The 22522-nt window shown below is 60.5% G+C and carries 22 protein-coding genes; 6 read left to right on the forward strand and 16 right to left on the reverse strand.

The annotated features are described in order from the left end of the window. Window positions 1-84 precede the first annotated feature (84 nt). Window positions 85-513, reverse strand: a complete 429-nt coding sequence (locus G5195_RS11290) for a GNAT family N-acetyltransferase (RefSeq protein WP_216978334.1) — start codon at window positions 511-513, stop codon at window positions 85-87. A 179-nt stretch (window positions 514-692) separates the two neighbouring features. Between G5195_RS11290 and rdgC the strand changes: the two genes are divergently transcribed. Both rdgC and ggt read left to right on the forward strand, forming a co-directional pair. Further along, window positions 693-1604, forward strand: coding sequence for a recombination-associated protein RdgC (gene rdgC, locus G5195_RS11295; RefSeq protein ID WP_005350107.1), 912 nt, complete (start codon window positions 693-695; stop codon window positions 1602-1604). A gap of 191 nt (window positions 1605-1795) precedes the next feature. Beyond that, a complete protein-coding gene (ggt, locus tag G5195_RS11300) occupies window positions 1796-3577 on the forward strand; it encodes a gamma-glutamyltransferase (RefSeq protein ID WP_421205408.1) in 1782 nt (593 codons plus the stop codon). A 54-nt stretch (window positions 3578-3631) separates the two neighbouring features. On the opposite strand, the gene G5195_RS11305 is transcribed toward ggt, so the two are convergent. Together G5195_RS11305 and G5195_RS11310 are read right to left on the reverse strand one after the other, a co-directional pair. Further along, window positions 3632-4102 (reverse strand): FKBP-type peptidyl-prolyl cis-trans isomerase, encoded by a 471-nt coding sequence (locus tag G5195_RS11305; RefSeq protein ID WP_005338245.1) that lies wholly within the window; start codon window positions 4100-4102, stop codon window positions 3632-3634. A gap of 174 nt (window positions 4103-4276) precedes the next feature. Beyond that, on the reverse strand, window positions 4277-5425 hold the full coding sequence (locus G5195_RS11310) for a Na/Pi cotransporter family protein (protein ID WP_323890977.1): 1149 nt from the start codon (window positions 5423-5425) through the stop codon (window positions 4277-4279). A gap of 249 nt (window positions 5426-5674) precedes the next feature. On the opposite strand from G5195_RS11310, the gene G5195_RS11315 reads away from it, so the two are divergent. Beyond that, the gene (locus G5195_RS11315) at window positions 5675-6046 is read left to right on the forward strand and encodes a hypothetical protein (protein ID WP_234924227.1); all 372 of its coding nucleotides are present in this window, start codon (window positions 5675-5677) and stop codon (window positions 6044-6046) included. A gap of 97 nt (window positions 6047-6143) precedes the next feature. On the opposite strand, the gene G5195_RS11320 is transcribed toward G5195_RS11315, so the two are convergent. The 5 genes from G5195_RS11320 to G5195_RS11340 all read right to left on the reverse strand — a co-directional run bounded on the left by G5195_RS11320 (window position 6144) and on the right by G5195_RS11340 (window position 12872). Then, complete coding sequence (locus G5195_RS11320) at window positions 6144-7490, reverse strand: APC family permease (RefSeq protein WP_021230506.1); 1347 nt, start codon at window positions 7488-7490, stop codon at window positions 6144-6146. Continuing rightward, window positions 7490-7630: a hypothetical protein gene (locus G5195_RS11325; protein WP_005338239.1), complete on the reverse strand. Its 141-nt coding sequence runs from the start codon at window positions 7628-7630 to the stop codon at window positions 7490-7492. Before G5195_RS11325 ends, G5195_RS11320 begins: the two co-directional genes overlap by 1 nt. A gap of 647 nt (window positions 7631-8277) precedes the next feature. Next, on the reverse strand, window positions 8278-9627 hold the full coding sequence (locus G5195_RS11330; RefSeq protein ID WP_421221425.1) for an APC family permease: 1350 nt from the start codon (window positions 9625-9627) through the stop codon (window positions 8278-8280). Window positions 9628-9994: 367 nt separating this feature from the next. Continuing rightward, window positions 9995-11284 carry a 4-aminobutyrate--2-oxoglutarate transaminase gene (gabT, locus tag G5195_RS11335; protein WP_421171739.1) on the reverse strand — a complete coding sequence of 430 codons (1290 nt, stop codon included), beginning with the start codon at window positions 11282-11284 and terminating at the stop codon, window positions 9995-9997. Window positions 11285-11408: 124 nt separating this feature from the next. After that, on the reverse strand, window positions 11409-12872 hold the full coding sequence (locus G5195_RS11340) for an NAD-dependent succinate-semialdehyde dehydrogenase (RefSeq protein WP_421205405.1): 1464 nt from the start codon (window positions 12870-12872) through the stop codon (window positions 11409-11411). Between the two features lie 418 nt (window positions 12873-13290). Here G5195_RS11340 and puuR point away from each other — a divergent pair, with 418 nt between their 5' ends. Beyond that, window positions 13291-13827 carry an HTH-type transcriptional regulator PuuR gene (gene puuR, locus G5195_RS11345; protein ID WP_337072501.1) on the forward strand — a complete coding sequence of 179 codons (537 nt, stop codon included), beginning with the start codon at window positions 13291-13293 and terminating at the stop codon, window positions 13825-13827. 45 nt (window positions 13828-13872) lie between these two features. Beyond that, complete coding sequence (locus tag G5195_RS11350) at window positions 13873-15150, forward strand: NAD(P)/FAD-dependent oxidoreductase (RefSeq protein ID WP_216953179.1); 1278 nt, start codon at window positions 13873-13875, stop codon at window positions 15148-15150. Window positions 15151-15278: 128 nt separating this feature from the next. On the opposite strand, the gene G5195_RS11355 is transcribed toward G5195_RS11350, so the two are convergent. From G5195_RS11355 to tsaA, 6 genes are all read right to left on the reverse strand, one after another. After that, window positions 15279-15527, reverse strand: a complete 249-nt coding sequence (locus tag G5195_RS11355) for a DUF3297 family protein (protein WP_005347440.1) — start codon at window positions 15525-15527, stop codon at window positions 15279-15281. 206 nt (window positions 15528-15733) lie between these two features. Then, a complete protein-coding gene (locus G5195_RS11360) occupies window positions 15734-16222 on the reverse strand; it encodes a TIGR00645 family protein (RefSeq protein ID WP_040065876.1) in 489 nt (162 codons plus the stop codon). A gap of 181 nt (window positions 16223-16403) precedes the next feature. Continuing rightward, complete coding sequence (locus G5195_RS11365) at window positions 16404-17786, reverse strand: ATP-binding protein (protein ID WP_216953180.1); 1383 nt, start codon at window positions 17784-17786, stop codon at window positions 16404-16406. After that, window positions 17786-18460, reverse strand: a complete 675-nt coding sequence (locus tag G5195_RS11370; RefSeq protein WP_216953181.1) for a response regulator — start codon at window positions 18458-18460, stop codon at window positions 17786-17788. The genes G5195_RS11365 and G5195_RS11370 overlap by 1 nt, the downstream gene beginning before the upstream one ends. A gap of 230 nt (window positions 18461-18690) precedes the next feature. Then, the gene (locus G5195_RS11375; RefSeq protein WP_064341216.1) at window positions 18691-19239 is read right to left on the reverse strand and encodes a cytochrome b; all 549 of its coding nucleotides are present in this window, start codon (window positions 19237-19239) and stop codon (window positions 18691-18693) included. A 288-nt stretch (window positions 19240-19527) separates the two neighbouring features. Beyond that, window positions 19528-20232, reverse strand: a complete 705-nt coding sequence (gene tsaA, locus G5195_RS11380) for a tRNA (N6-threonylcarbamoyladenosine(37)-N6)-methyltransferase TrmO (RefSeq protein ID WP_421221363.1) — start codon at window positions 20230-20232, stop codon at window positions 19528-19530. 213 nt (window positions 20233-20445) lie between these two features. On the opposite strand from tsaA, the gene G5195_RS11385 reads away from it, so the two are divergent. Then, entirely contained in the window at window positions 20446-21441 is a 996-nt protein-coding gene (locus G5195_RS11385) for an NAD-dependent epimerase/dehydratase family protein (protein WP_421221364.1), read from the forward strand. A 160-nt stretch (window positions 21442-21601) separates the two neighbouring features. On the opposite strand, the gene G5195_RS11390 is transcribed toward G5195_RS11385, so the two are convergent. Both G5195_RS11390 and rcsF read right to left on the reverse strand, forming a co-directional pair. Next, window positions 21602-21988 carry a DUF488 domain-containing protein gene (locus G5195_RS11390; protein WP_111901530.1) on the reverse strand — a complete coding sequence of 129 codons (387 nt, stop codon included), beginning with the start codon at window positions 21986-21988 and terminating at the stop codon, window positions 21602-21604. Between the two features lie 9 nt (window positions 21989-21997). Next, the gene (gene rcsF, locus G5195_RS11395) at window positions 21998-22369 is read right to left on the reverse strand and encodes an Rcs stress response system protein RcsF (protein WP_158109736.1); all 372 of its coding nucleotides are present in this window, start codon (window positions 22367-22369) and stop codon (window positions 21998-22000) included. Window positions 22370-22522: the final 153 nt, after the last annotated feature.

The raw sequence follows: 22522 nt of genomic DNA on the forward strand, positions 1-22522 counted from the left end.
AGGGATGGTGCCTGGGGCACCCGATGGAGACAAGATGAGGATGCCCCGTGCTTTTTTCAAGTAAAACAGCGGGCTGTCATCAGTTCATGCGGGTTCGCAGCACATCTTGTACTGGGGGTGACCGGTGAGGGGATCGGACTCTTCACCCTTGATGACGAAACCGTGGCGACGATAGAAACGTACCGCCTGATCGTTCTCGACGAAGACCCGGGCGTAGAGCGACGCCCCCTGACGCTTGGCCTCCTGCAGCAGGGCGTGGCCGACACCGCGACCCTGACGGTCGGGACGCACAAAGAGGGCGGCGAGATAGTTGTCCACCAGCGCCATAAAGCCGAGCAGATCGCCGCGCTCCTCAAACACCCAGATGGCGGCACGATCGAGATAGCGGGTACGCAGATCCTCCTGGGCCTGCCACCAGCAGGAGGCATCGACGAAATCGTGGGCCTGCAGGGAGGCCAGCAGCCAGATTTCGACGATCTCTTCCATATCTTCCGGGCGACTGGGCCGCAACATAAATCCATCCTTGGTAACAACTTGTACACTCGCAGTCTAGGGGAACTTGACGGCCGTTCAGGTGATATAAATGAGACCCTGTGAGGTCGATCGCCCTTTATTTAGCGAGAATGATTGGCTGATCACAAAGCGCCTCTCTAGTACAATGCCCGCCGGACAATCTAGAGACCGAGGACGCCATGTGGTTTAAAAACCTGCAGATTTATCGCTTTACCCGCCCCTTTGACCTGACCGTGGATCAGCTGGAAACCCAGCTGGAAGCCTGTGCCTTCACCCCTTGCGGCAGTCAGGACATCTCCCGTTTCGGGTGGGTCAAGCCCCTTGGCAAATTCGGCTCAACCCTGACCCACTCTGCCTCCGGCCACATCCTCATCTGCGCCCGCAAAGAGGAGAAGATGCTCCCCGGCACCGTGGTCAAGGAGATGCTGGCCGAGAAGGTAGAAGCGATCGAGTTCGAACAGGGACGCGCCCTCAAGAAGAAAGAGAAGGAAGCGCTGAAAGAGGAGATCCTCCACACCCTGCTGCCCCGTGCCTTCAGTCGTACCAGCCAGACCTTCGCCTGGATCAATCCGGCCGACAATTTAATGGTGGTGGATGCAGGTTCTGCCAAGAAGGCGGACGATCTGCTGGCGCTGCTGCGCAAATCCATCGGCTCCCTGCCGGTGGTGCCGGTGGCCCTCAAGAACCCGCCCGAGATCACCATGACCGAGTGGCTGAACGAGGGCAATCTGCCAGCCTCCTTCACTCTGGAAGACGAAGCCGAGCTGCGCAGTGCCATGGAGCACGGCGGCATCATCCGCTGCAAGCAGCAGGATCTGATGACGGATGAAATCAAGAACCACCTGGCCAACGACAAGCTGGTGACCAAGCTGGCCCTCAACTGGGGCGAGACCGTCAGCTTCGTGCTGGGGGATGATCTCTCCATCAAACGCCTGAAATTCAGCGAAGAGCTGCGCGAGCAGAACGACGATGTCACCAGCGAAGATCCGGCCGCCCGTCTGGATGCGGACTTCGCGCTGGTGACCTCCGAGCTGTCCCAGTTTATCCCGGCGCTGTTTGCCGCCCTGGGTGGCGAAGAGCAGTCCATCTAACCGGACATGCGCCTGTTTGGCCTCTGCCATCCCATCGTAAAAGCCGCCTTCGGGCGGTTTTTTTATACCTATTGCGGATAGCCATTATTGATAGATGAGTAAGATATTGATCTTGTTCAATAACTTGAGCTGTCAGCGCCAATCGTGACATAGTCCCTCTTCATGGTCATAAAACAGACAAGGAGAGTGTCATGTTGCGCAAACCTCTGGGGCTGGCTGTCGCCCTTGCCCTGCTGGCCGGTTGTGCCAGTGACAGCGGCTTTCACTACACCCCGCCAGCCCAGACCCTGATCGCGCCGGAGGCGGCCAGTGGCTGGACCGACAAGCAGGGCTGGCAGGGCCATGACTTCATGGTGGCGGCCGCCAACCCGCTGGCGGTGGATGCGGGCTACCAGATCATCAAGGCCGGTGGCAGTGCCGTCGATGCCGCCATTGCGGTGCAGCTGGTGTTGACGCTGGTGGAGCCGCAATCCTCCGGGATCGGTGGCGGAACGCTGCTGCTGGTGTGGGATGGCCGCAAGGTGAGTGCGGTGGATGGCCGCGAGACGGCGCCGGCCGCTGCCACCGACCAGCTGTTTATGCAAGATGGCAAGCCGCTGGCGTTTTATGACGGGGTGGTGGGGGGCCGCTCGGTCGGCGTTCCCGGCACCCTGCGCGCTCTGGCACTGGCCCATCAGCGTTATGGCAAGTTGCCCTGGGCTGCGCTGTTCGAGCCTGCCATCACGCTGGCAGAGCAAGGATTTGTGATAAGTCCACGGCTGGCCACATTGCTGGCCAAGGATCCCTATCTGGCACGGGATCCGCAGGCGCGAGCCTACTTCTATCAGGCGGATAGTCGCCCCAAAACGGCAGGCACCCGGCTGACCAACCCGGCGCTGGCCAAGGTGTTGCGCACTCTGGCCACAGAGGGGGCGGATGCCTTCTATCGGGGGCCGCTGGCGGATGCCATGGTGGCCAAGGTACGCCAACATCCCACCAATCCCGGGGTACTGGCGGCCACCGATCTGGCCAGCTATCAGGCCAAACTGCGGGATGGCCTCTGCTTTGACTATCGCCAGAGCAAGATCTGTGGCTTCCCCACTCCCTCGTCCGGCACCTTGGCGCTCGGCCAGATCTTCGGCATGCTGGAGAGCCGCGATATGGCATCCCTCAAGCCGATCACTACGAAGGAGGGGGGACTGGCTGCCTCCAGCGAGGCCATCCACCTCTACAGTGAAGCGGCGCGTCTGGCCTTCGCCGATCGCAACCAGTACGTCGCCGACAGCGATTTTGTCAGCGTGCCGGTGAAGGGGCTGCTGGACAAGGGCTATCTGGCCGAGCGCGGCAAGCTTGTCGGTCAGCACTCCATGGGGATTGCCAAGCCCGGTACGCCGCCACTGGCGCTGGCGCGCGGCAAGGATGCGACCCCGGAACTCCCCTCGACCAGCCATGTCTCGATCGTCGACAAGGCGGGGATGGCTATCTCCATGACCAGCTCCATCGAGGATGGTTTCGGATCGCGTCAGATGGTCAACGGCTACCTGCTCAACAACCAGCTCACCGATTTCTCCTTCACCTCGGTAGATGCTGCCGGTCTGCCGGTGGCAAACCGGGTGGAGCCGGGCAAGCGGCCCCGCTCCTCCATGTCACCCCTGCTGGTGTTTGACAAGCCAAGCGGCGAGCTGACCATGACGCTGGGCTCTCCGGGGGGCTCCGCCATCATCAACTACGTGGGCAAGACCCTGCTCGGCACCCAGGATTGGGGCCTGAACCTGCAACAGGCCATCAATCTGCCCAACTTTGGCAGCCGCAACGGTCCCACCGAGCTGGAAGTGGGACGCACCCCCCTGTCGGTGGTCGAGGGGTTGAAGGCGAGGGGACACGAGGTGGTATTGAACGAGCAGACCTCCGGCCTGCAGGGGGTTGAGCGCAATGGCGGTGGCTGGTTTGGCGCAGCGGATCCGCGCCGGGAAGGGATCGCCAAGGGGGAGTGAGGTTCCCATAGCAACAAGGCCAGCATAATGCTGGCCTTGTTGCTGATGGTGCGCTTACTGGATACCCAGCAGCTCCACGTCGAAGATCAGGACTGATCCCGGCGGGATTTTGCCAGCGGCGCGGTCGCCGTAGGCGAGGTTGGCAGGGATGTAGAAACGGGTCTTCTCACCTTCCACCATCAGCTGTACCCCTTCGGTCCAGCCAGCGATCACCTGATTGAGGCCAAACTCGATGGGCTCGCCACGGGCGACCGAGCTGTCAAAGACGGTGCCGTCCAGCAGCTTGCCCTCGTAGTGCACCTTCACCTTGCTGGTGGCGGTGGGGTGAACAGTGCCGGTACCCGGGGTCAGCACTTCGTACTGCAGGCCGGAGGCAGTGGTGGTCACCAGCGGTTTGTCCTTGTTGCTGGCGAGGAACTCGGCGCCAATCCGCACGTTGTCGGCCGCCAGCTTCTTGTTGTTGCTGCTGGAGTAGAAGTAGTAGGCCACACCGGCGATGAGCAGTGCGATCAGTATGAATTTCATCGGTTTTTCCTGTTCCATGAAATGTAAAAAGTGCAATGAGGACGCCATCTTATCGCGCACCGCCCCTGATGGCGAGCCACAGGGCGGGAGGATGTGAGCGGGCAGGCAAAGCTCGGAGACGCAGACGCAAAAAGGGGCGAGTCGCTGACTCGCCCCTTTTCATGGCAGCTGCGCTTACTTGGCGGCCACCATCATCAGGGCGGGCAGGGCGAAGAAGAGACCCGCCACATAACCCAGTGCCAGCAGCTTGTTCTCGCTGCCTACCCGGGCCAGCCCCTCGGCGGCGCGCACCGGCAGGTCGCGCAGGAAGGGGATGCCATAGATGATGACCACGGCAAAGAGGTTGAACAGCACGTGGACCAGCGCGATGGTCAGGGCCAGCTGGGCACCGGCTCCGCTGATGGCGGTGGCAGCCAGCAGGGCGGTGATGGTGGTACCGATATTGGCCCCCAGAGTGAAGGGGTAGAGCTGACGGGTGCTGAACACGCCACCGCCGGCCAGCGGGATCATCAGGCTGGTGGTGGTGGAGGAGGACTGCACCATGATGGTCACCAGCGCACCGGAGGTAATGCCGGTCAGCGGGCCACGGCCCAGCGCCTTGTGCAGCACCTCTTTGGCGCGGCCAACCAGTACCTGTTGCAGCACTTTGCCGAGATACGTGACGCAGGCGAGGATCAGCAGGATACCGATGACGATGGTGGCGATGGCGGCACCCTTGCCCGGCAGGAAGGCAACGGCGCTGTCAATGAGCTGCTGGGCCGGAGCGGTCAGCGGCTTCATGAAATCCATGCCCTTCATCGACATGTTGGCGGAGCCTACCAGCAGGTTGGCCAGCCACTCGGCGCTGTGTTGCAGCAGACCGAACATCAGCTCCAGCGGCAGGAAGATGAACACCGCCAGCAGGTTGAAAAAGTCGTGCACGGTGGCGGCGGCGAAGGCGCGACGGAACTCGGCGCGATCCCGCACATGGCCCATGGAGACGATGGTGTTGGTGATGGTGGTGCCGAGGTTGGCACCCATGACCATGGGGATAGCCATGCCGATGGGCAGGCCGCCAGCCACCAGACCGACGATCACCGAGGTGACGGTGCTGGAGGATTGCACCAGCGCGGTAGCGAGAATACCCAGCAGCAGGGCGACAAAGGGGTTGTTGGCAAAGGCGAAGATCTGGGCTGCGCCCTCGGCGCCGCCGGAGAAATCTTTGAAGCCGTGGGAGATGGCGCCCACGGCAACCAGGATCAGGTAGACCAGTACGATGACACTCATCCAGTTGAACAGGGCGCGGGTCGCGGGCGGCTGTGACAAGGAGTGATGGTGTTGCATAAAGCCTCTTGAGACGGTCGTTCCGTCTTGGGTTGTTGATGACCCGCGCATTTAATCAGTGGTTAATGACAGAAATATGACAACGTGACATTTCGATGATGTTTTTATGACGACGAACTGCGGCGACAGGCGCTGACCGAGCCGGTTGGCTCTGGGGTGGCAAAAGGGGGAACGAAAGCACTGCCGCCTTGTCAGCCGGAATGTGATCGCTACACTGCGCCCCTTTATTGGCAAGCAGGAGTAAACAAGATGATGCGTGCATGGATCCTCTCTCTGTCGCTGGGGCTGCTCTCGGCAGGGGCACAGGCCAGCCTGTTGAAAACCGACTGCAACCTCGACAAGGCCCTCAAAAACGAAGCGGTGAATGCCACTCTGGGGGTCAAGGGCAACTGTGATACCAGCAAGCTGGTGAAGCAGGAGAAAGAGAAGGTGAAAGCCGAGGTGCAAAAAGGCCGCACCGACCTGCTGGGCGAGAAGCGTGCCGACCTCAAGGAGAGCGGCAACGGTATGCAGCAGAAGATGGACAAGGCAAACCAGCAGCTGCACAAGGCGGAGCAGGATGCCAAGACCATCGCTCGCGATCCGCTCAAGGCTGCGGCGACCGCCGTACTGGATAAGTAGTAAGCAGACCGGGCCCAAGCCCGTGTGACCGGCCACAGACCGGCAGCAAGAAGGGGAGCCATGGCTCCCCTTCTGTCTATCCATTATCCGCAAAGGATCAGGCGTCAGCCGCTTCCTCGTACTGACGGAACGGGATGCGGAACACCGCCAGACGCAGGAACAGATAGGTTGCGCCGAGGCCCGCCCAGATCAGGCCCAGCTCCAGCGAGCTCTGCTCCAGGTTGATCCACAGAGCACCGATGGTGGCGGCACCGAGCAGCGGCATCAACAGGTAGATGACGTGATCCTTGAGGGTCTTGTTGCGCTTCTCGCGCACCCAGAACTGACCGATCACCGACAGGTTGACGAAGCTGAACGCCACCAGTGCGCCGAAGTTGACCAGCGCCAGTGCGGTATCCAGATCAAACGACACGGCGGAGAGGGCCAGACCGCCCACCATCAGCACGTTGATGGCCGGAGTACGGTATTTCGGGTGGATGTAGCCAAACACCCTCTCCGGGATCATGCGGTCACGCCCCATCACGTAGAGGATGCGCGACACACCGGCGTGAGCCGCCATGCCGGAAGCCAGTACCGCGACCGTGGTGCAGACCAGCACCACGGACTGGAAGAAGGTGCCGCCAACGTAGAGGGCGATCTCCGGCAGTACCGCATCCGGATGCTGGAAGCGGGCAAGGCTCGGGAAGTAGAGCTGCAGGCAGTAAGAGACCACCACGAAGATGATGCCGCCGATAAGGGCAGTCAGCACGATCGCCTTGGGGATCACCTTGCCGGCATTTGGAGTCTCTTCGGAGAGGGAGCTCAGACCGTCAAAGCCCAGGAACGAGAAGCAGAGAATGGTCGCACCGGTAAAGAGCGGTACCAGCTGTGCTGACTCGAAGTGGAACGGACGGCTGCTCATCAGGGTGCCAGCCCCTTCACCGTGGTAGATGCCCCACGCCATCAGGCCGATAAAGAGGGTGATGATGGCCAGCTGGATCACCACGATCAGACCGTTGAAGTTGGCGACCAGATTGATGCCGCGCAGGTTCAGGAAGGTCATCACGGTCACCAGACCGAAGATGAACACCCAGGGCTCGACGCCCGGGAACATGGCGGTCAGGTAGATCTTGGCCAGCAGAATGTTGATCATCGGCATGAACATGTAGTCGAGCAGGGATGACCAGCCGACCATGAAACCGACGTAGGGGTTGAACACCTTCTGGGCATAGGTATAGGCAGAGCCCGCAGAGGGGAACTTGCGTACCAGATGACCGTAGCTGAAAGCGGTGAGCAGGATGCCACCCAGAGCCAGCAGATAGGCGGTGGCGACCCGGCCATCGGTGATGTCACCGACGATGGCGAAGGTGTCGAAGACAGCCATGGGGGTCAGATAGGCCAGACCCATCACAATCACTTGTGTCAGGGTAAGGGTCTTGAGCAGCTTGGCGTTTTGCGATGCCATTACGCTTTCTCCTCAATCAGTGCCGCAGCACGTGCTTGCAACGAGCGCAGGGATACGATGGATTCGCAAGCCTGTACATCAAGGGCGCCGGGGAGGCGCATACCGGGCTGTACCGGCAGGAAAGCATTAAAACGCCCCATTGTTATCCTCTCAACGTCGGGAGATTGTTTGGCAATCTCGGATATCACTTCCGGAAATGTTCCGGCCTCTTGTGGTTGGTTTGTACTGCACTTCAAAATAGAAAAACCGATGTCGCAGTGAACATCGGTCCTTTATTGGCGGCGTATTGTGCATTCGGTCAGCCCCCTTGACAAGCAAAAAAGGGCGGATTAACGCATTTTTTTGCATACGCAGGGGGCGGGTAAGTGGTCACTCGCCCCCGGCAGCCGTCCCCGAGCCGCTCCCCCCTTTTCGGGGGGTAAGAGAACCCTGTCGTAACGTATGAAAAGTCGGCAAATCGGGGCTGCAGGGTGCATAGCGCCTCAACATTGATCCTGATCATATTTGCCGGCGTTCCCCCGGGCTCGAGTCCAGCGATCTTATCGGCTGGCGGGGGATGGGAGGGGGTGAAATGGAAAAAGAGTGATTGCATATCCATTCACATTAGTGACTAATGATAGGAGGCGACGCGGCTCGGGCCATGGCACGGCGAGCGGTCCGGCTGGGTAGTTATTTGAAATCAGTCACACTTCCTGCAGAAACCGCGTTTCTGGCAACCAGCTCGCCGCAAAAACAACAAGGAGCTCGCAGGCTCCTTGTTTTGTATGGCGGTATGGTTGAGCCGCGATTACTGGGCGATCTCCACCTTGTCAGCAGGTTGTAGCGGGATGCGGAACACGGTGAGGCGCAGGAACAGGTAGATGGCACCCAGCGCCGCCCAGATCAGCCCCAGCTCGAAGGAGGCGGGTTCCAGATTGAGCCACAACACCCCGATGCAGGCGGCGCCACAGAGCGGCAGCAGCAGGTACATCAGGTGATCCTTGAGACACTTGTTGCGGCCTAGCTTCACATAGAAGTGGGCAATCACCGCCAGATTGACGAAGGTGAAGGCCACCAGGGCGCCAAAGTTGATCAGTGCCAGTGCCATCTCGAGATCGAACGATACCGCGGAGAGGGCCAGCAGACCGACCAGCAGCACATTGCATGCCGGGGTCTGCCACTTCGGATGCACATAGGAGAAGAAGCGACTCGGCAGAGCGCGATCACGACCCATTACATAAAGCAGGCGCGACACCCCGGCGTGAGAGGCGAGTCCCGAGGCCAGCACCGCCACCGTAGTGCAGACCAGTACCACCGCCTGGAACAGTTTGCCACCGACATAGAGAGCGATCTCCGGCAGGACTGCATCCGGTTGCTTGAAGCGGGAGATGTCCGGGAAGTAGAGCTGCAGGAAGTAGGACGTGCTGACAAACAGCACACCGCCGATCAGCGCCGTCAGCACGATGGCGCGGGGGATCACCCGATCCGCGTCCGGTGTCTCTTCCGACAGGGTGCTGATGGCATCAAAGCCGAGGAACGACAGACAGAGGATGGAGGCACCCATCAACAACGGCGAGATGTTGATCTGCTCGGAGAAGAAGGGACGGCTGCTGGCCACGGTCCCCAACCCTTCACCGTTGTGGACGCCCCAGGCGATCAGGCAGATGAATACGGCGATAATACTGAACTGCATGATGACGATCAGGCTGTTGAAGTTGGCCACCAGCTTGATGCCGCGCAGGTTGAGTATGGTCATCACCGCGGCCAGTCCGAAGATATAGGTCCAGGGCTCCACCTCGGGGAAGAGAGCCTGCAGATAGATCTTGGCCAGCAGCATGTTGATCATCGGCATGAACATATAGTCGAGCAGGGAGGTCCAGCCCACCATAAAGCCGACATAGGGGTGAAACACCTTCTGGGCATAGGTATAGGCGGAGCCTGCCGACGGGAACTTGCGTACCAGATGGCCGTAGCTCAGGGCTGTGAACAACATGCCGATGAGGGCAAAGAGGTAGGCGGTCGGCACATGGCCTTCGGTAATTTCGGTGACGATGCCGAAGGTATCGAATACCGCCATGGGAGTGAGGTAGGCAAGACCCATGACCACGACCTGCCACAGTTTCAGGGTCTTTTTCAGACCAACCGGTTGGGCGTTCATCATGCCTGTTCCTCACGCGGTGCCAGGGCGGCACACTCCATCAACGAAACCGGGAGAGAGGCCCGGAAATCAAGGGCGCCGGGGTGGCGCGCGCCGGTCAGAGCCGGCAGGAAAGCATAGAGATGCCCCATGTTGTTCCTCACAGAATGTGGTGTCGGGAGATTGCTGCCAATCTCGCTATCTTTTCCGGGGGTGATCCGGCCTCGTTTATGGGTTTGTTCGCTGCACAAAAAAGGACCGGTGAGATGTGGTGATACCGGTCCTTGCAGTGGCGGCGCATTGTGCATTTGCAGGGCCCCCTTGACAAGTAAAAAAGGGGGGCGAAACTGCATTTTTTTGCACAGGTTAGCGATTGCTTTCCTGCTGGTCAGTCCAGCACGGCCTCCAGCGATTTTTCAAGGAGTCGCAACCCTTCGTCAATCACTGCCGCAGGGGCGGTCAGGGGGGCGAGAAAACGGATGACATTTGCGCGCACCCCGCATGAGAGCAGGATCAGACCGCGTTTGCCCGCCTCGGTCACCAGACGTTTGGTGAGGTCGGGATCGGGCCGGCTGGCATCACGTTGTTTCACCAGTTCCATGGCCACCATGGCTCCGGGTCCACGAATTTGACCTATGCAGTCAAAACGCTCGGCTATGCGTTCCAGTCCCGCCTTGATCTGCTCACCTTGCGCCTGGGCCTTCTGGTTGAGCTGCTCCTCTTCGATCACCTGCAACACCGCCAGCGCGGCGGCGCAGGCAATGGGGGAACCGGCATAGGTGCCACCCAGGCCCCCCGGCTTGGCGGCGTTCATGATCTCTGCCTTGCCGACTACTGCAGAGAGCGGGAAGCCCCCCGCCAGACTCTTGGCCAGGGTCATGATGTCCGGCTCGATGCCGGCATACTCGGTGGCGAAGGTCTTGCCGGTGCGGCAGAAGCCGCTCTGGATCTCGTCACAGATGAGCAGAATGCCGTGCTGATCGCAGATGCTGCGCAGCTTTTGCATAAAGCTCGCGGAGGCAGGATAGAAGCCACCTTCTCCCTGTACCGGCTCGATGATGATGGCGGCAACGCGGGAGGGTTCGATGTCGGCGCTGAAGCAGAGATCGAGGGCGTACAGGGCATCCTCTTCACTTACCCCCAGATAGTCGGCGGGGAAGGGGATGTGGTAGACCTCACCCGGGAAGGGGCCAAAGCCGGTCTTGTAGGGGACCACCTTGCCGGTGAGCGCCATCCCCATCATGGTGCGGCCGTGAAAGCCCCCCTTGAAAGCGATGGTGCCGCTGCGACCGGTATGGGCGCGGGCGATCTTGATGGCGTTCTCGACTGCCTCGGCACCGGTGGAGAGAAACAGGGTGCGTTTCGGGGTCGGGCCGGGCACCAGGGCGTTGAGCTTTTCGGCAAGCTCGATATAGCCCGGGTAAGGGGTGACCTGAAAGCAGGTGTGGCTGAATTTTTCCAGCTGCTCGCGCACCGCCGCCACCACCTTCGGGTGGTTGTGGCCGGTGTTGAGCACGGCGATGCCGGAGGCAAAGTCGATGTAGCGGTTGCCCTCCACATCCCACAGCTCGGCATTTTGCGCACGGTCGATAAAGACCGGCAGCAGGGTGCCGACGCCGTTGACCACGGCCGCTTCGCGGCGTGCTTGCCACGCCTTGTTTGATTCTGACTGACTCATCTTTCCTCCCTGAGGGGCCGCAGCCCCGGATATTCCCTGAAAATGTGGTGGGCGATCTGGCGCCCATTACCGCCGAACAGCCCATCGGGCCAGATCGGCGGCCTGTCGTCTCTGTTTTACTGCCCTAGCGAATGGCGCCAAAGCAGAGATATTTGGTCTCCAGATACTCCTCCAGCCCCTCGGCGGCCCCTTCCCGGCCCAGACCTGACTCCTTGATGCCGCCGAAGGGAGCCAGCTCAGTTGAAATGATCCCCTCGTTGATGCCGACCATGCCGTATTCAAGCTGCTCGGCGACGCGCCAGACACGGGCGATATCGCGGCCATAGAAGTAGGCGGCGAGCCCATAAGGGGTATCGTTAGCCAGCGCGATGGCTTCGGCTTCCGTCTCGAAGCGCACCAGCGGGGCGACCGGGCCGAAGATCTCCTCCTGCAGGATGGGGTTGGTTTTATCCACCTTGCCCAAAATGGTGGGTTGGTAGAAGAGGGGGCCGGCGGGGTGGGCTTCGCCCCCCAGCAGTACTTCGGCACCGGCGGCGACTGATTGCTGCACCAACTCGGCTACCTTGCTGGCGGCGGCGGGGTTGATGAGCGGGCCGATCTGGGTGCCTTCCGCCATGCCATCTCCCACCTTGAAGGCTCTGACGGCAGCGGTCAGCTTCTCGGCGAAGGCGTCATAGATACTGGCCTGCACCAGAATGCGGTTGGCGCAGACGCAGGTTTGCCCGGCGTTGCGGTATTTGGAGGCGAGTGCCCCGGCCACGGCGGCGTCGAGGTCGGCGTCGTCAAAGACGATAAAGGGGGCGTTACCGCCCAGCTCCAGCGACAGCTTCTTCATGGTGTCGGCGCACTGGCGCATCAGCAGCTTGCCGATGCGGGTGGAGCCGGTGAAGGAGAGCTTGCGCACCACCGGATTGCTGCACAGCTCGTTGCCCACAGCGCTCGCCTGATGGCTGGTGACGATATTGATGACACCGGCGGGGATGCCCGCCTGCTCGGCCAACACCGCCAGCGCCAGCGCGCAGAGCGGCGTTTCTGCGGCGGGTTTGATGACGATGGTGCAACCCGCTGCCAGCGCAGGGCCCGCCTTGCGGGTGATCATGGCAATGGGGAAGTTCCACGGAGTGATGGCGGCGACTACCCCGACCGGCTGCTTGATGGTGGCCAGCCGGCGATCGCCGCTAAAACCCGGGATGGTGCGGCCATAGGCGCGCTTGCCCTCCTCGGCGAACCACTGGATAAAGCTGGCGCCATAGGTCACCTCGCCCTTGGCTTCTGCCAGCGGCTTGCCCTGCTCGCAGGTCATGATGCGCGCCAGCTCGTCGCTATGGGTTGTGATGGCGGCAAACCAGGCGTAGAGCTTGTTGCTGCGCTCCTTGGCGGTCAGCGCAGCCCAGGCGGGTTGCGCCGCGTGGGCGGCCGCGATGGCGCGGCGGGTATCCTCGGCATCCATGTCGGGCACCTGGGTAATGACGGCCCCGCTGGCAGGATTGGTCACCTCGAAGGTGCGGCCGCTGGCGGCCTCGCACCAGTGACCAGCTATATAGGCACGGGATTTGATCAAGCTTTGATTGGAACTGGTAGCGGACATGGCAAGCCTCGATGATGAAACCTGGCAGCAAGGTGGCGATGATGCGGCTCATCCTGTACTGCTGCCGTATAAAATAATAAGCACAGAGAGACCATAAATTGAGCGCAAATGTTTTTCAAGTGTTAAATATATTTGAATTGTTGGTGTGTCGCATGCTAGAAATTGGGCTGTGTAGCGCAGTTTAACCAGATGAACAGGGTATCGCACGATAAGTGGTGTGCAAAATAATGAACGCCAGGCTGTGTAAGATAGCAAACAGTGATGCCATGGCTGGTCCGCTATTTTAACCAGTGGCAACAGGGAGGTGGCCAATGTACCAACGTGACAAGGGAATCGATGGCGGAGGCCTGCCATGAGCGGGGCGCCAACCCAGAGCAGCAGTACCCGCTCCGGTCAGGGGGCTGCACGGCAGGCGAGCATGGGGGAGCGGCTGGCGGCGGTGCGTCATCAACTGGGGCTCTCCCAGCGGAGGGCGGCCGAGCTGAGCGGCCTGACCCACGGTGCTATCTGCATGATCGAGCAGGATAAGGTGAGCCCCTCGGTCGCCTCGCTGCAAAAGCTGCTCACCGTATATGGCTTGCCATTGTCACGCTTTTTTGCCGAAGAGGAGCTGAGTCGCCCGCCGCAGGTGGTGATCAAGGGTGATCAGTTGATCGAGCTGGGCAGTCAGGGGGTCTCGATGAAGCTGGTGCACAACGGCAACAACCGCCGCCAGCTCGGCTTTATGCTGGAGACCTACCCCCCGGGCACCGACACCGGTGGTCAGGTGACCCACCAGGGAGAAGAGGTGGGCACTGTGCTGGAGGGTTCGGTGATCCTGACCGTGGCAGGAGAGAGTTATCAGCTGGAGGCGGGTGACAGCTATGTGATCGACACTGGCGAACCCCACAGCTTCAGCAATCCGTCGGGGGAGACCTGTCGCATCGTCAGTGCCCATACCCCGGCCAGTTTTTAATCTTGGAATAGGGTTTGCCAACCAAACCGGTAAGGAAACAGGATCATGACCGAACATGTAAACAGTTACTACGCAGCCAGCGCCAATAAACACGCGCCCTACCCGACACTGACCGAGCAGCTGGAGTGCGATGTCTGCGTCATCGGGGCGGGGTATACCGGCCTCTCCAGTGCCCTGCATCTGGTGGAGAAGGGCTACAAGGTGGTGGTACTGGAGGCAGCCCGGGTCGGTTTTGGCGCCAGCGGCCGCAACGGCGGCCAAATAGTCAACTCCTACAGCCGCGACATTGACACCATAGAAGCGAACTGCCCGCCGGATCAGGCCAGGCTGCTCGGTTCCATGCTGTTTGAGGGGGGGCAGATCATCCGCGAGCGGATCAAACGCTACAACATCCAGTGCGATCTGCAGGAGGGGGGCGTCTTTGCCGCCGAGACCGAAAAACAGTTCCACGAGCTCAAGGCGCAGCAGGCGCGCTGGCAGAAGTGGGGCAACGACAAGCTGGAGCTGCTCGATGCCAGAGGCGTGCGCGAAGTGGTGGCGAGCGATCGCTACGTCGGCGCCCTGCTCGACAAGAGCGGCGGCCATATTCACCCCCTCAATCTGGCTCTCGGCGAGGCTGAAGCGATCCGCATGCAGGGTGGGCAGATCTTCGAGCAGTCTGCCGTTACCAGCATCACCCCGGGCCAGCCTGCTCTGGTCAAGACCGCCAAAGGAGCGGTGAAGGCGCGCTACATAGTGGTGGCCGGTAACGCCTACCTCGGCAATCTGGTGCCCGAGCTTGCCGGCAAGAGCATGCCTTGCGGCACCCAGGTGATCGCCACCGAGGTGCTGGGGGAGGAGCGGGCCCGCGAGCTGCTGCCGCAGAATTACTGCCTGGAGGATTGCAACTACCTGCTCGACTACTACCGCACCAGCGCCGATCACCGGCTGATCTATGGCGGCGGCGTGGTCTATGGCGCACGGGATCCGGCAGATATCGAGCGGCTGATCATCCCCAAGATGCTCAAGACCTTCCCCCAGCTTAAAGACGTCAAGGTGGAGTACACCTGGACAGGCAATTTCCTGCTCACCCTGTCGAGGCTGCCACAGTTTGGTCGCATCGGCCCCAACATCTACTACATGCAGGGCTACAGCGGCCACGGTGTCACCTGTACCCATCTGGCGGGCAAGCTGCTCTCCGAGGTGCTGAGCGGTCAGGCGGAGCGCTTCGATGCCTTTGCCAAGCTGCCGCACTACCCCTTCCCGGGCGGTCGGCTGTTCCGCATTCCCTTCACCGCCGCGGGCGCCGCCTGGTACACCTTGCGCGATCGGTTGGGGGTATAAGGGCTGCCCGGCGAGAAATATGGTCTGGTGCTGGCGACGATGCGAGCGCAGATGCCAGCACAAATGCCGAAAAACAGAAGGCCACCGCGAGGGTGGCCTTCTGTTTTACCCGAAGCGGGTTGCCGCGATTAGCTGTAATAGGCTTCGACGGTGCCCTTGAGTTTGATCAGGATGGGTTGACCACGGCGATCCAGCGCCTTGGGGGAGGGGATCTTCACCCAGCCTTCACTGATGCAGTACTCCTCGACATCGGTGCGCTCTTTGCCGTTCAGGCGAATACCGATCGGGTGCTCGAAGCAGGCTGCCACATAGTGAGGGCTGCGGGGATTGCAGGAGAGGTGATCCGGCAGAGCCGGTTTGGTGCTGGTATCGCTCATCGATATAACCCGAAATGAATAAAAAGTGGGTCATTGTAGAGAATGCCGCCATGGCATTCAAGGCGGCCACAATACCGGCCAAGGCGGGCGGCCATTTATGTTGGTGACTTGCTTATCCCCGTTGCCAATCCATCCCCAGCTCGGGGCGACCGCTATGCCCGATCCGGATTGCGTTATCGGGCATAGCGTCTATTACAGGCTGACTTCTATTTGCGGGTCAGCTTGTCGAGGTAGCCCATGGCGAAGGCCGAGAGGACAAAGGTGATGTGGATCAGCAGGTACCACTTGATCTTGTCGTTGGGGAGGTTTTCGGCATTCATAAACACCTTGAGCAGGTGAATGGAGGAGATGGCGACAATGGAGGCGGCGACCTTGTTTTTCAGGGAGCCGGCATCGAGCTTGCCGAGCCACACCAGTTTGTCGCTCTCATCCCCTACATCGAGGCGCGAGACGAAGTTCTCATAGCCGGAAAACATCACCATCACGATAAGTCCCCCCACCAGGGTGATATCGATCAGCGACAGTGTGACCAGCACCAGATCCACCTCTTTCATCTCCAGTATGTTGGGCAGGATATGGAGGATCTCCTGAAAGAATTTCACCCCCAGTGCCAGCAGTATGAGGCTGAGCCCAAGATAGATGGGGGCCATGATCCAGCGGGATGCGTACATCAATCTTTCAAACATGTTTTCCATAGTGCGATTAAAGATCCATCAAATGGTTAACAAACGAGTCGGCCATAGCTTAACCGAGATGCCTCACATCTCAAGCATCTCGATAGCATATTGCTGAATTGGGTGGTGCCAGGCAGGATTTTTTAACCCCGGGGAGGGCGATGGAGCGGTTGGCAGGGCTCGTGGCCTTGCCCATCCGGTGTCAGGGAAGATCCAGGGTAAAGCGGGCACCGCCGAGGGGAGATTCATCGACCCGGATCTGGCCGCCGTAGCTGTGAACGATCTCGGTCACGACAGCCAGACCGATGCCCTGGCCGGGCGAGCTGTCAGCGCGCACGCCACGCTGAAAGATCTGCTCCGATTTGGCCGGATCGATGCCCGGGCCATCATCTTCTACCTCGATGCGTAACCGATCGAGATGGCGGCGTACTGTCACCTTCACTTCGCTGATGGCAAATTTGCAGGCGTTGTCGAGCAGGTTGCCCATCAGTTCCATCAGATCGCCCTGTTCGCCGTGGAAGAGGGCATCATCATCGAACTGGAAGTGGGTCTGCAGCTTCTTGTGGCGATAGACCTTGGCCAGACTGGCCAGCAGCTTCTCGATGAGCGGTACCGGCTCGGTGCCCTTGCTGGCGAGGCGCTGGCGACCGGTGACGGCTCGTCTGAGTTGGTACTGGATCATCTGATCCATGGTGAGGATCTGTTCATTGATGTTGTCGTGGATCTCCCTCCCCAGCTTCATTTCGCGGGTGGTGATCTGGATCAGCGCCAGCCGTGTTTTCAGGCTGTGAGCGAGATCGTTGAGGGCATGCTGGTAGCGCTGGGTCTGCTGGCGTTCGTTCTCCAGCAACTGGTTGATGGAGTCGGTCAGCGGGGCCAACTCCCGTTCAAAATCATGGGCGATAGCATCCCGCTTGCCTGCCCGGATGTCGTCGAGCTGATTGGCGATAGTGCGCAGGGAGCGGAGGCTCCAGAAGGTGGTGAGCAGCAGCAGCCCGGCTAGCAGCAGATAGGCGAGCAACGCCTGTTTGGCCGTCTGGTAGAGGTAGGCGCGGGACTCTTCGTGATAGCGTTTGGCCGAGTCAATCATCACCACGTAGTAGGCTGTGGTGCCGCTGCCGGGATTGCGGGTAAAACGCAGGCTGTAGACGAAGTAGCTCTCGCCGTTCTTGATGGTGTGCTTCTTGAAGAAGTAGTCGAGATCCATTCCTCCCAGATACTTCATCAGGTCCCGACAGATGGTCTGTTTGGCCTTGATCACCTCCGGCATATGGAGGCTTGACCAAATCAGCTCGCCATCGGCACGACAGATCAGCGTATCGAGATTGCTGTTACTGACCTGGCGGGAAATGCGTCCGATCTCGGTGGCTTCGCTGTTGACTGGCTTGGTAGAGGAGAACATCTTGGCAAGGTTCTCCTGCATGCCGGCGCTCGCCTTCTGGCTCTGCTCCTCCATATGGCCGAGGTAGAGGGCATAGACGGCGAACCCCATGCTCAGTGCGATGACCAGCAGCGAACTGAGCAGCAGTTTGATGTGCAGAGAGCTGCGGAGCATCCTGATGGGACGTGGCAGATGAAACTGCATCAGCTACAGGAGAGGTTGAAGATGTAGCCCTGACGACGGATGGTCGAGATGGGTTGAATCGTCCCTTCCGGATCCAGCTTTTTGCGCAGGCGGCTCACCATCACCTCTATGGTGTTGGGATCCCCCTCTCCATCGCCGTAGAGCTGGTCGAGTAACTGCTGCTTGGAGACCACCTGACGGGCGTTGCGCATCAGGTACTCCAGAATCAGGTATTCAAAGCTGGTGAGCACTGCCACTTCACCGTCGATGGTCAGCTCCTTGCGGGAGAGATCCAGCTCGTAATCACCGGCCTTCACTCTGGGGGAGATAAAGCCGGCGCTGCGGCGCATCAAGGCATTGAGGCGGGCCAGCAACTCATCTTTCTGGAACGGTTTGACCAGATAGTCATCAGCCCCCGCCTCCAGTCCTTCGACCTTGTCCTGCCAGTTGCCACGGGCGGTCAGCACAATGATGGGGAAGGGGATCTGCCGTTCGCGCAGTTGGCGGATCAACTGCAAGCCATCCATATCGGGCAGACCGAGATCGATGATCGCCACATCAATGGGGTAGTCGGCGGCATAGTGCAACGCAATTCCGGCCTGATCGGTGCTGTATACCTGATTGTTGGCTTCGGTCAGCAGAGAGGAGAGGTGGTGATTGAGCAGCTTGTCGTCTTCGACCAACAGAATTTTCATGATGTGAACGGTCATAGGGGTCCAGACTGTCAATTAGAAAGTGTATGTCGCTTTGAGTCAATTCGAATCCTATCGTGCAGCTCCTGTATCGGGACTGAATCATAAGGCGTTCTGCTTGTAGAGACCTGTCAGAGGCCTGAGCAGTGGGCCGCTTCAGAGACACCGGTCTTGTCGCGTTCAAAAAACAGAAGGGGCAATGTGTGCCCCTTCTGTTTTTGTTCTGCTGCTTGTTAGCTGCGGCGTGGCGGCAGCATATTGGTGAGGGTGTTGTCTTTGAGAATATGGTGGTGATAGAGGGCCGCCACCGTGTGCAGGCCGATCAGGGCGTAACCGATATTGCCCAGCGTCTCGTGTACCTCCTTGATCAGCCCCTTGAGGTCCGGACTTGGGGAGAGCAGGGCAGGCAGCTCAAGCCCGAAGAAGGGGATGGGCTTGCCCGCGGCGCTCAGCAGCAGCCAGCCAAACAGCGGGGTGAGAATAAGAAAACCGTAGAGGGCGAGGTGGGCCAGTTTTGCCAGCTTGTGCATGACTGGGGAGAGCTCGGGCACGATGCGCGGCGTCGGGCTCATCCAGCGCAGGGCCAGTCTGACAAACACCAGGGCGAAGATAAGCAGCCCCAGCATAAAGTGCCACTCCTTCATCAGATCCCGGCCAGGGTCCCCCTTGGGGAAGATATCGCGAAATTCGATCAGGGCGTAGACGGCGATCATGGCCCACAGGGTCAGCCAGTGCAGCCCGATATTCAGGGTGCCATAACGTTGTTCACTGTTCATCAGCATAGGTTTGTTCCTTCGAAGTGCTGTCACATCCGTGTGGTATCCCCGCACTCAAGCGTGTCGGGGCGAGGCCAGATCCTTTGGCGGCAACTGCCGGGCAGTCATGCTTGCCATACATCGATAGCCTGCTTCTGGCATCAGTCAGAGAGGAGATGCCCTCTACTGTCTGCATGGTATCACTGGCAACCGGGTGGATAGTCTGATCAATGCCACACAATTTACAGGCTCATTAAGCCCCTTGTGACGTGAAGAAGGCGTGAAATAGCATCCGTGATGTCGGCCTGCCAAGGTTCAGGCAGGCTCGATGGCCAGCACCACGCAATCCGGTTCGTTGATGCGAAAACGGACGTTGCAGTCAAACAGCCGCACCCCGTACTCCTTCTCATCGGGTTTGCCCTTCTTGTAGGCGGGGCGCGGATCTTGCGCCAGCACTTCGCTCACCAGCTGGCGCAGCTCGGGATGGGCCTTGAGCCAGGGTTGCAGTTGCTGCTCGGCCTCGGCACTGAAGCTCACCGCCAGTGGCGGGGTGGGGGCGTCGGGGGCAAAGCCGCCACGGGCACCCGGCAGGCTGTCGGCATAGGGGATGTAGGGTTTGATATCAACGATGGGGGTGCCATCGAGCAGATCCACCGCCCCCAACTCCAGCCACAGCTTGCCCCGCTCGCGACCGACCCCGTGCAGCTCGACCACCGAGAGCCCTAGCGGATTGGGGCGGAAGGTGGAGCGAGTGGCAAAGACGCCGACCCGTTCGTTGCCGCCAAGGCGCGGCGGGCGCACCGTCGGGTGCCAGCCCTGCGCCATGGTCTGATGAAAGACGAAGCTGAGCCACAGATGGGAGAACTGCTCGATGCCGCGTAGCACATCCGGCTGATCGTAAGGGGGGAGCAGCTCGAGGCGGGCGCGGGCCGATTTGACCAGTCCGGGCTGGCGGGGGATGGCGAACTTCTCCTTGTAGGGAGAGCGGATGATCCCGAGGGTGTCGATTTCGAACTTCATGGCGGATCCTGACTGAAAACCCCGGCAATTTAGCACAGGCGGCCCCAAAACGCAGGCTTGGCCTCGCTACGCCCTTTTCTGCGACGCTGCCGTGATCCCTGTCCCATCCCGGCCAGTCGGGGGCTGTGCCCGCGCGCCAAGTTGCGTAGGGTGGAGGCAACTGGCGTGTCAGGATGAAATGTGCGCACATGCGCCGAAGGGGGAGGGAGAGGGATGAAACTGCTGATTATCGGTGGCACCGGCTTTTTGGGGCGCCACCTCACCGCGCTGGCACTGGATTGGGGCCATGAAGTGACTCTGTTCAACCGCGGTCTGCACCAGCATCCGGACTGGCGCGATCTGGTGCAGCTCACCGGCGACAGGGACAAGAGCCTGAGCGCCCTGCAAGGGGCAGGGTTGCAGTGGGATCTCGTCATCGACACCTGCTGCTATCGCCCCGAACAGGCGGCGAGCCTCTCGGCAGCTTTGCTCGGGCGCTGCGCGCGGTTGATCTTTATCTCCACCATCAGCGTCTATCGCGATTTCTCAATGCCCGGGATGAATGAGTCGGCGCCGCTGCATGCTATCCCCGAAGGGGAAATGCCCACTGACTATGGCCCCCTCAAGGTGTTGTGCGAGCAGGAGTATCGCGCCCGCTGGGGTGAGCGGCTTTGCATCCTGCGCCCAGGCGTGTTGTGCGGCCCCCATGATCCTACCGGGCGCATGGCCTGGTGGATTAAGCGGGTGCAGCAGGGCGGGCCCTGGTTGCTGCCGGGCAGTGGCGAGGATCGCTTGCAGTATCTCGATGTGCGCGATTGCGCCGAGTTTGTGTTGCGCGCGGCCGAGCAGCAGTTGGGGGGCACATTCAACTTGCTCAAATCCGGTATTACCCTGAGTGACTGGCTGGAGCGGCTGAGCGCCCGGTTGCAGCCCGCCCGCCCCATCCAGCCCGAATGGTTGCCCTGGTCGGTCCTGATGGCAGCCGGAATCGAGCCCTGGCAGAGCTATCCCACCCTCTTGCCCTGCGCGCAGGCGGAGTTTGCCGGTTACGGCTCTATAAGCGCCGAGGCGGCCATCGTCCACGGGTTGAATTTCCGGCCGCTGGAGGAGACCGCCGCCGACCTTGCCAATTGGCTGGCCATCGAGCCTGCCGCCGGGGTAGCGGAACATGCCATGACTCAGGCCGAGGAGGCTTTGCTGCGGCAGCAGCTGCTGGAGCCCAGTTTGTAATAAGAGAGAGTGCATCGAGCCGCTGCTGCCGAGCGTGGCGCGGCAGGTGTGAATACAACGAGAGAGGGCATCCCGCGGGATGCCCTCTCTCTATCCATGCCTGATTGTTGCCGAATAAAGGCTGACGCGATCCTCCATCCCATCGCTGTCGCTCACCGAGTTAGCGAATGGCGGCCCCCGCGGCTACCAGCAGCTCTTTCAAAATGGCGCGATGGCAGTGGGACTCCTGCTCGCAGTAGCAACCCACCGACAGATTGGTGGTGTGGGAGAGGGCGGCCAGCAGCGCCAGATCGTGCCTGGCGGCAGGTTGCGCCATCTCGGCCTTGTACTGTTTGCCAAACGCCGCCCATTGGGCGGGTGTCTCGGCTGCCTGCCCCAGCTTCATGGTCTCGCTGCTGGGGGCCAGATTGGGGAACCAGACATCGTACCAATGCTGGCTGGCAAATTCGCTCTTGGGTACGCCGCGGGGTGGGCGGCGCACCGTGCCGATCCGCAGCCCCTCATCGGGCAGGCGCGGGCTGCCAAGACGAACGATAGCGAGGGCCATGACAGCGGGTTACTTCTCTTCGGCCACTTTCAGCGCCTGCCCGTAGCAGATCACCTGTTTCAGGCAGCCCGGGGTGTCGCTGAACTCGGCGCATTTATCGATGGTGACGCCGTTGCCGCCCATGTCGGCCGCGCGGCGGCGGGCCAGGGTGCGCGCTTCACCGGCGTTGGGCACCGGCTGGTTGGCATCGGACTGGCAGGATTCCCCCTCGATGGTGCCGAGGTAGAGGTAGTTGAGGTCAGCCAGCTCATCCTGTTCATAGATGCGCACGCTACCGGGTTTGAAGTATTCGTCGAAGTTCTCTTTATCCAGATTGCTGTTGAAGGCGTAGTTGGCACAGCCGGAGGCAATCAGGGGCATCATCAGGATCAGGCGTTTCATCGTCTCGTATCTTGTGTCGGTGATGAGGACAGTAGAAATGCGCAGGCGCTCCATGTCGGCATCTTGTTGAATAATGAGGGGGACATTATAGGGGCCAGCCGCCTGCGGCGACCAGCCCCGTTTTGCGCCCTGTTGTCAGGGTGTGACCCCCAT

Source organism: Aeromonas sp. 601039 (assembly GCF_049174415.1).
In the GTDB taxonomy this organism is placed as follows: Bacteria; Pseudomonadota; Gammaproteobacteria; order Enterobacterales; family Aeromonadaceae; genus Aeromonas; species Aeromonas veronii_A.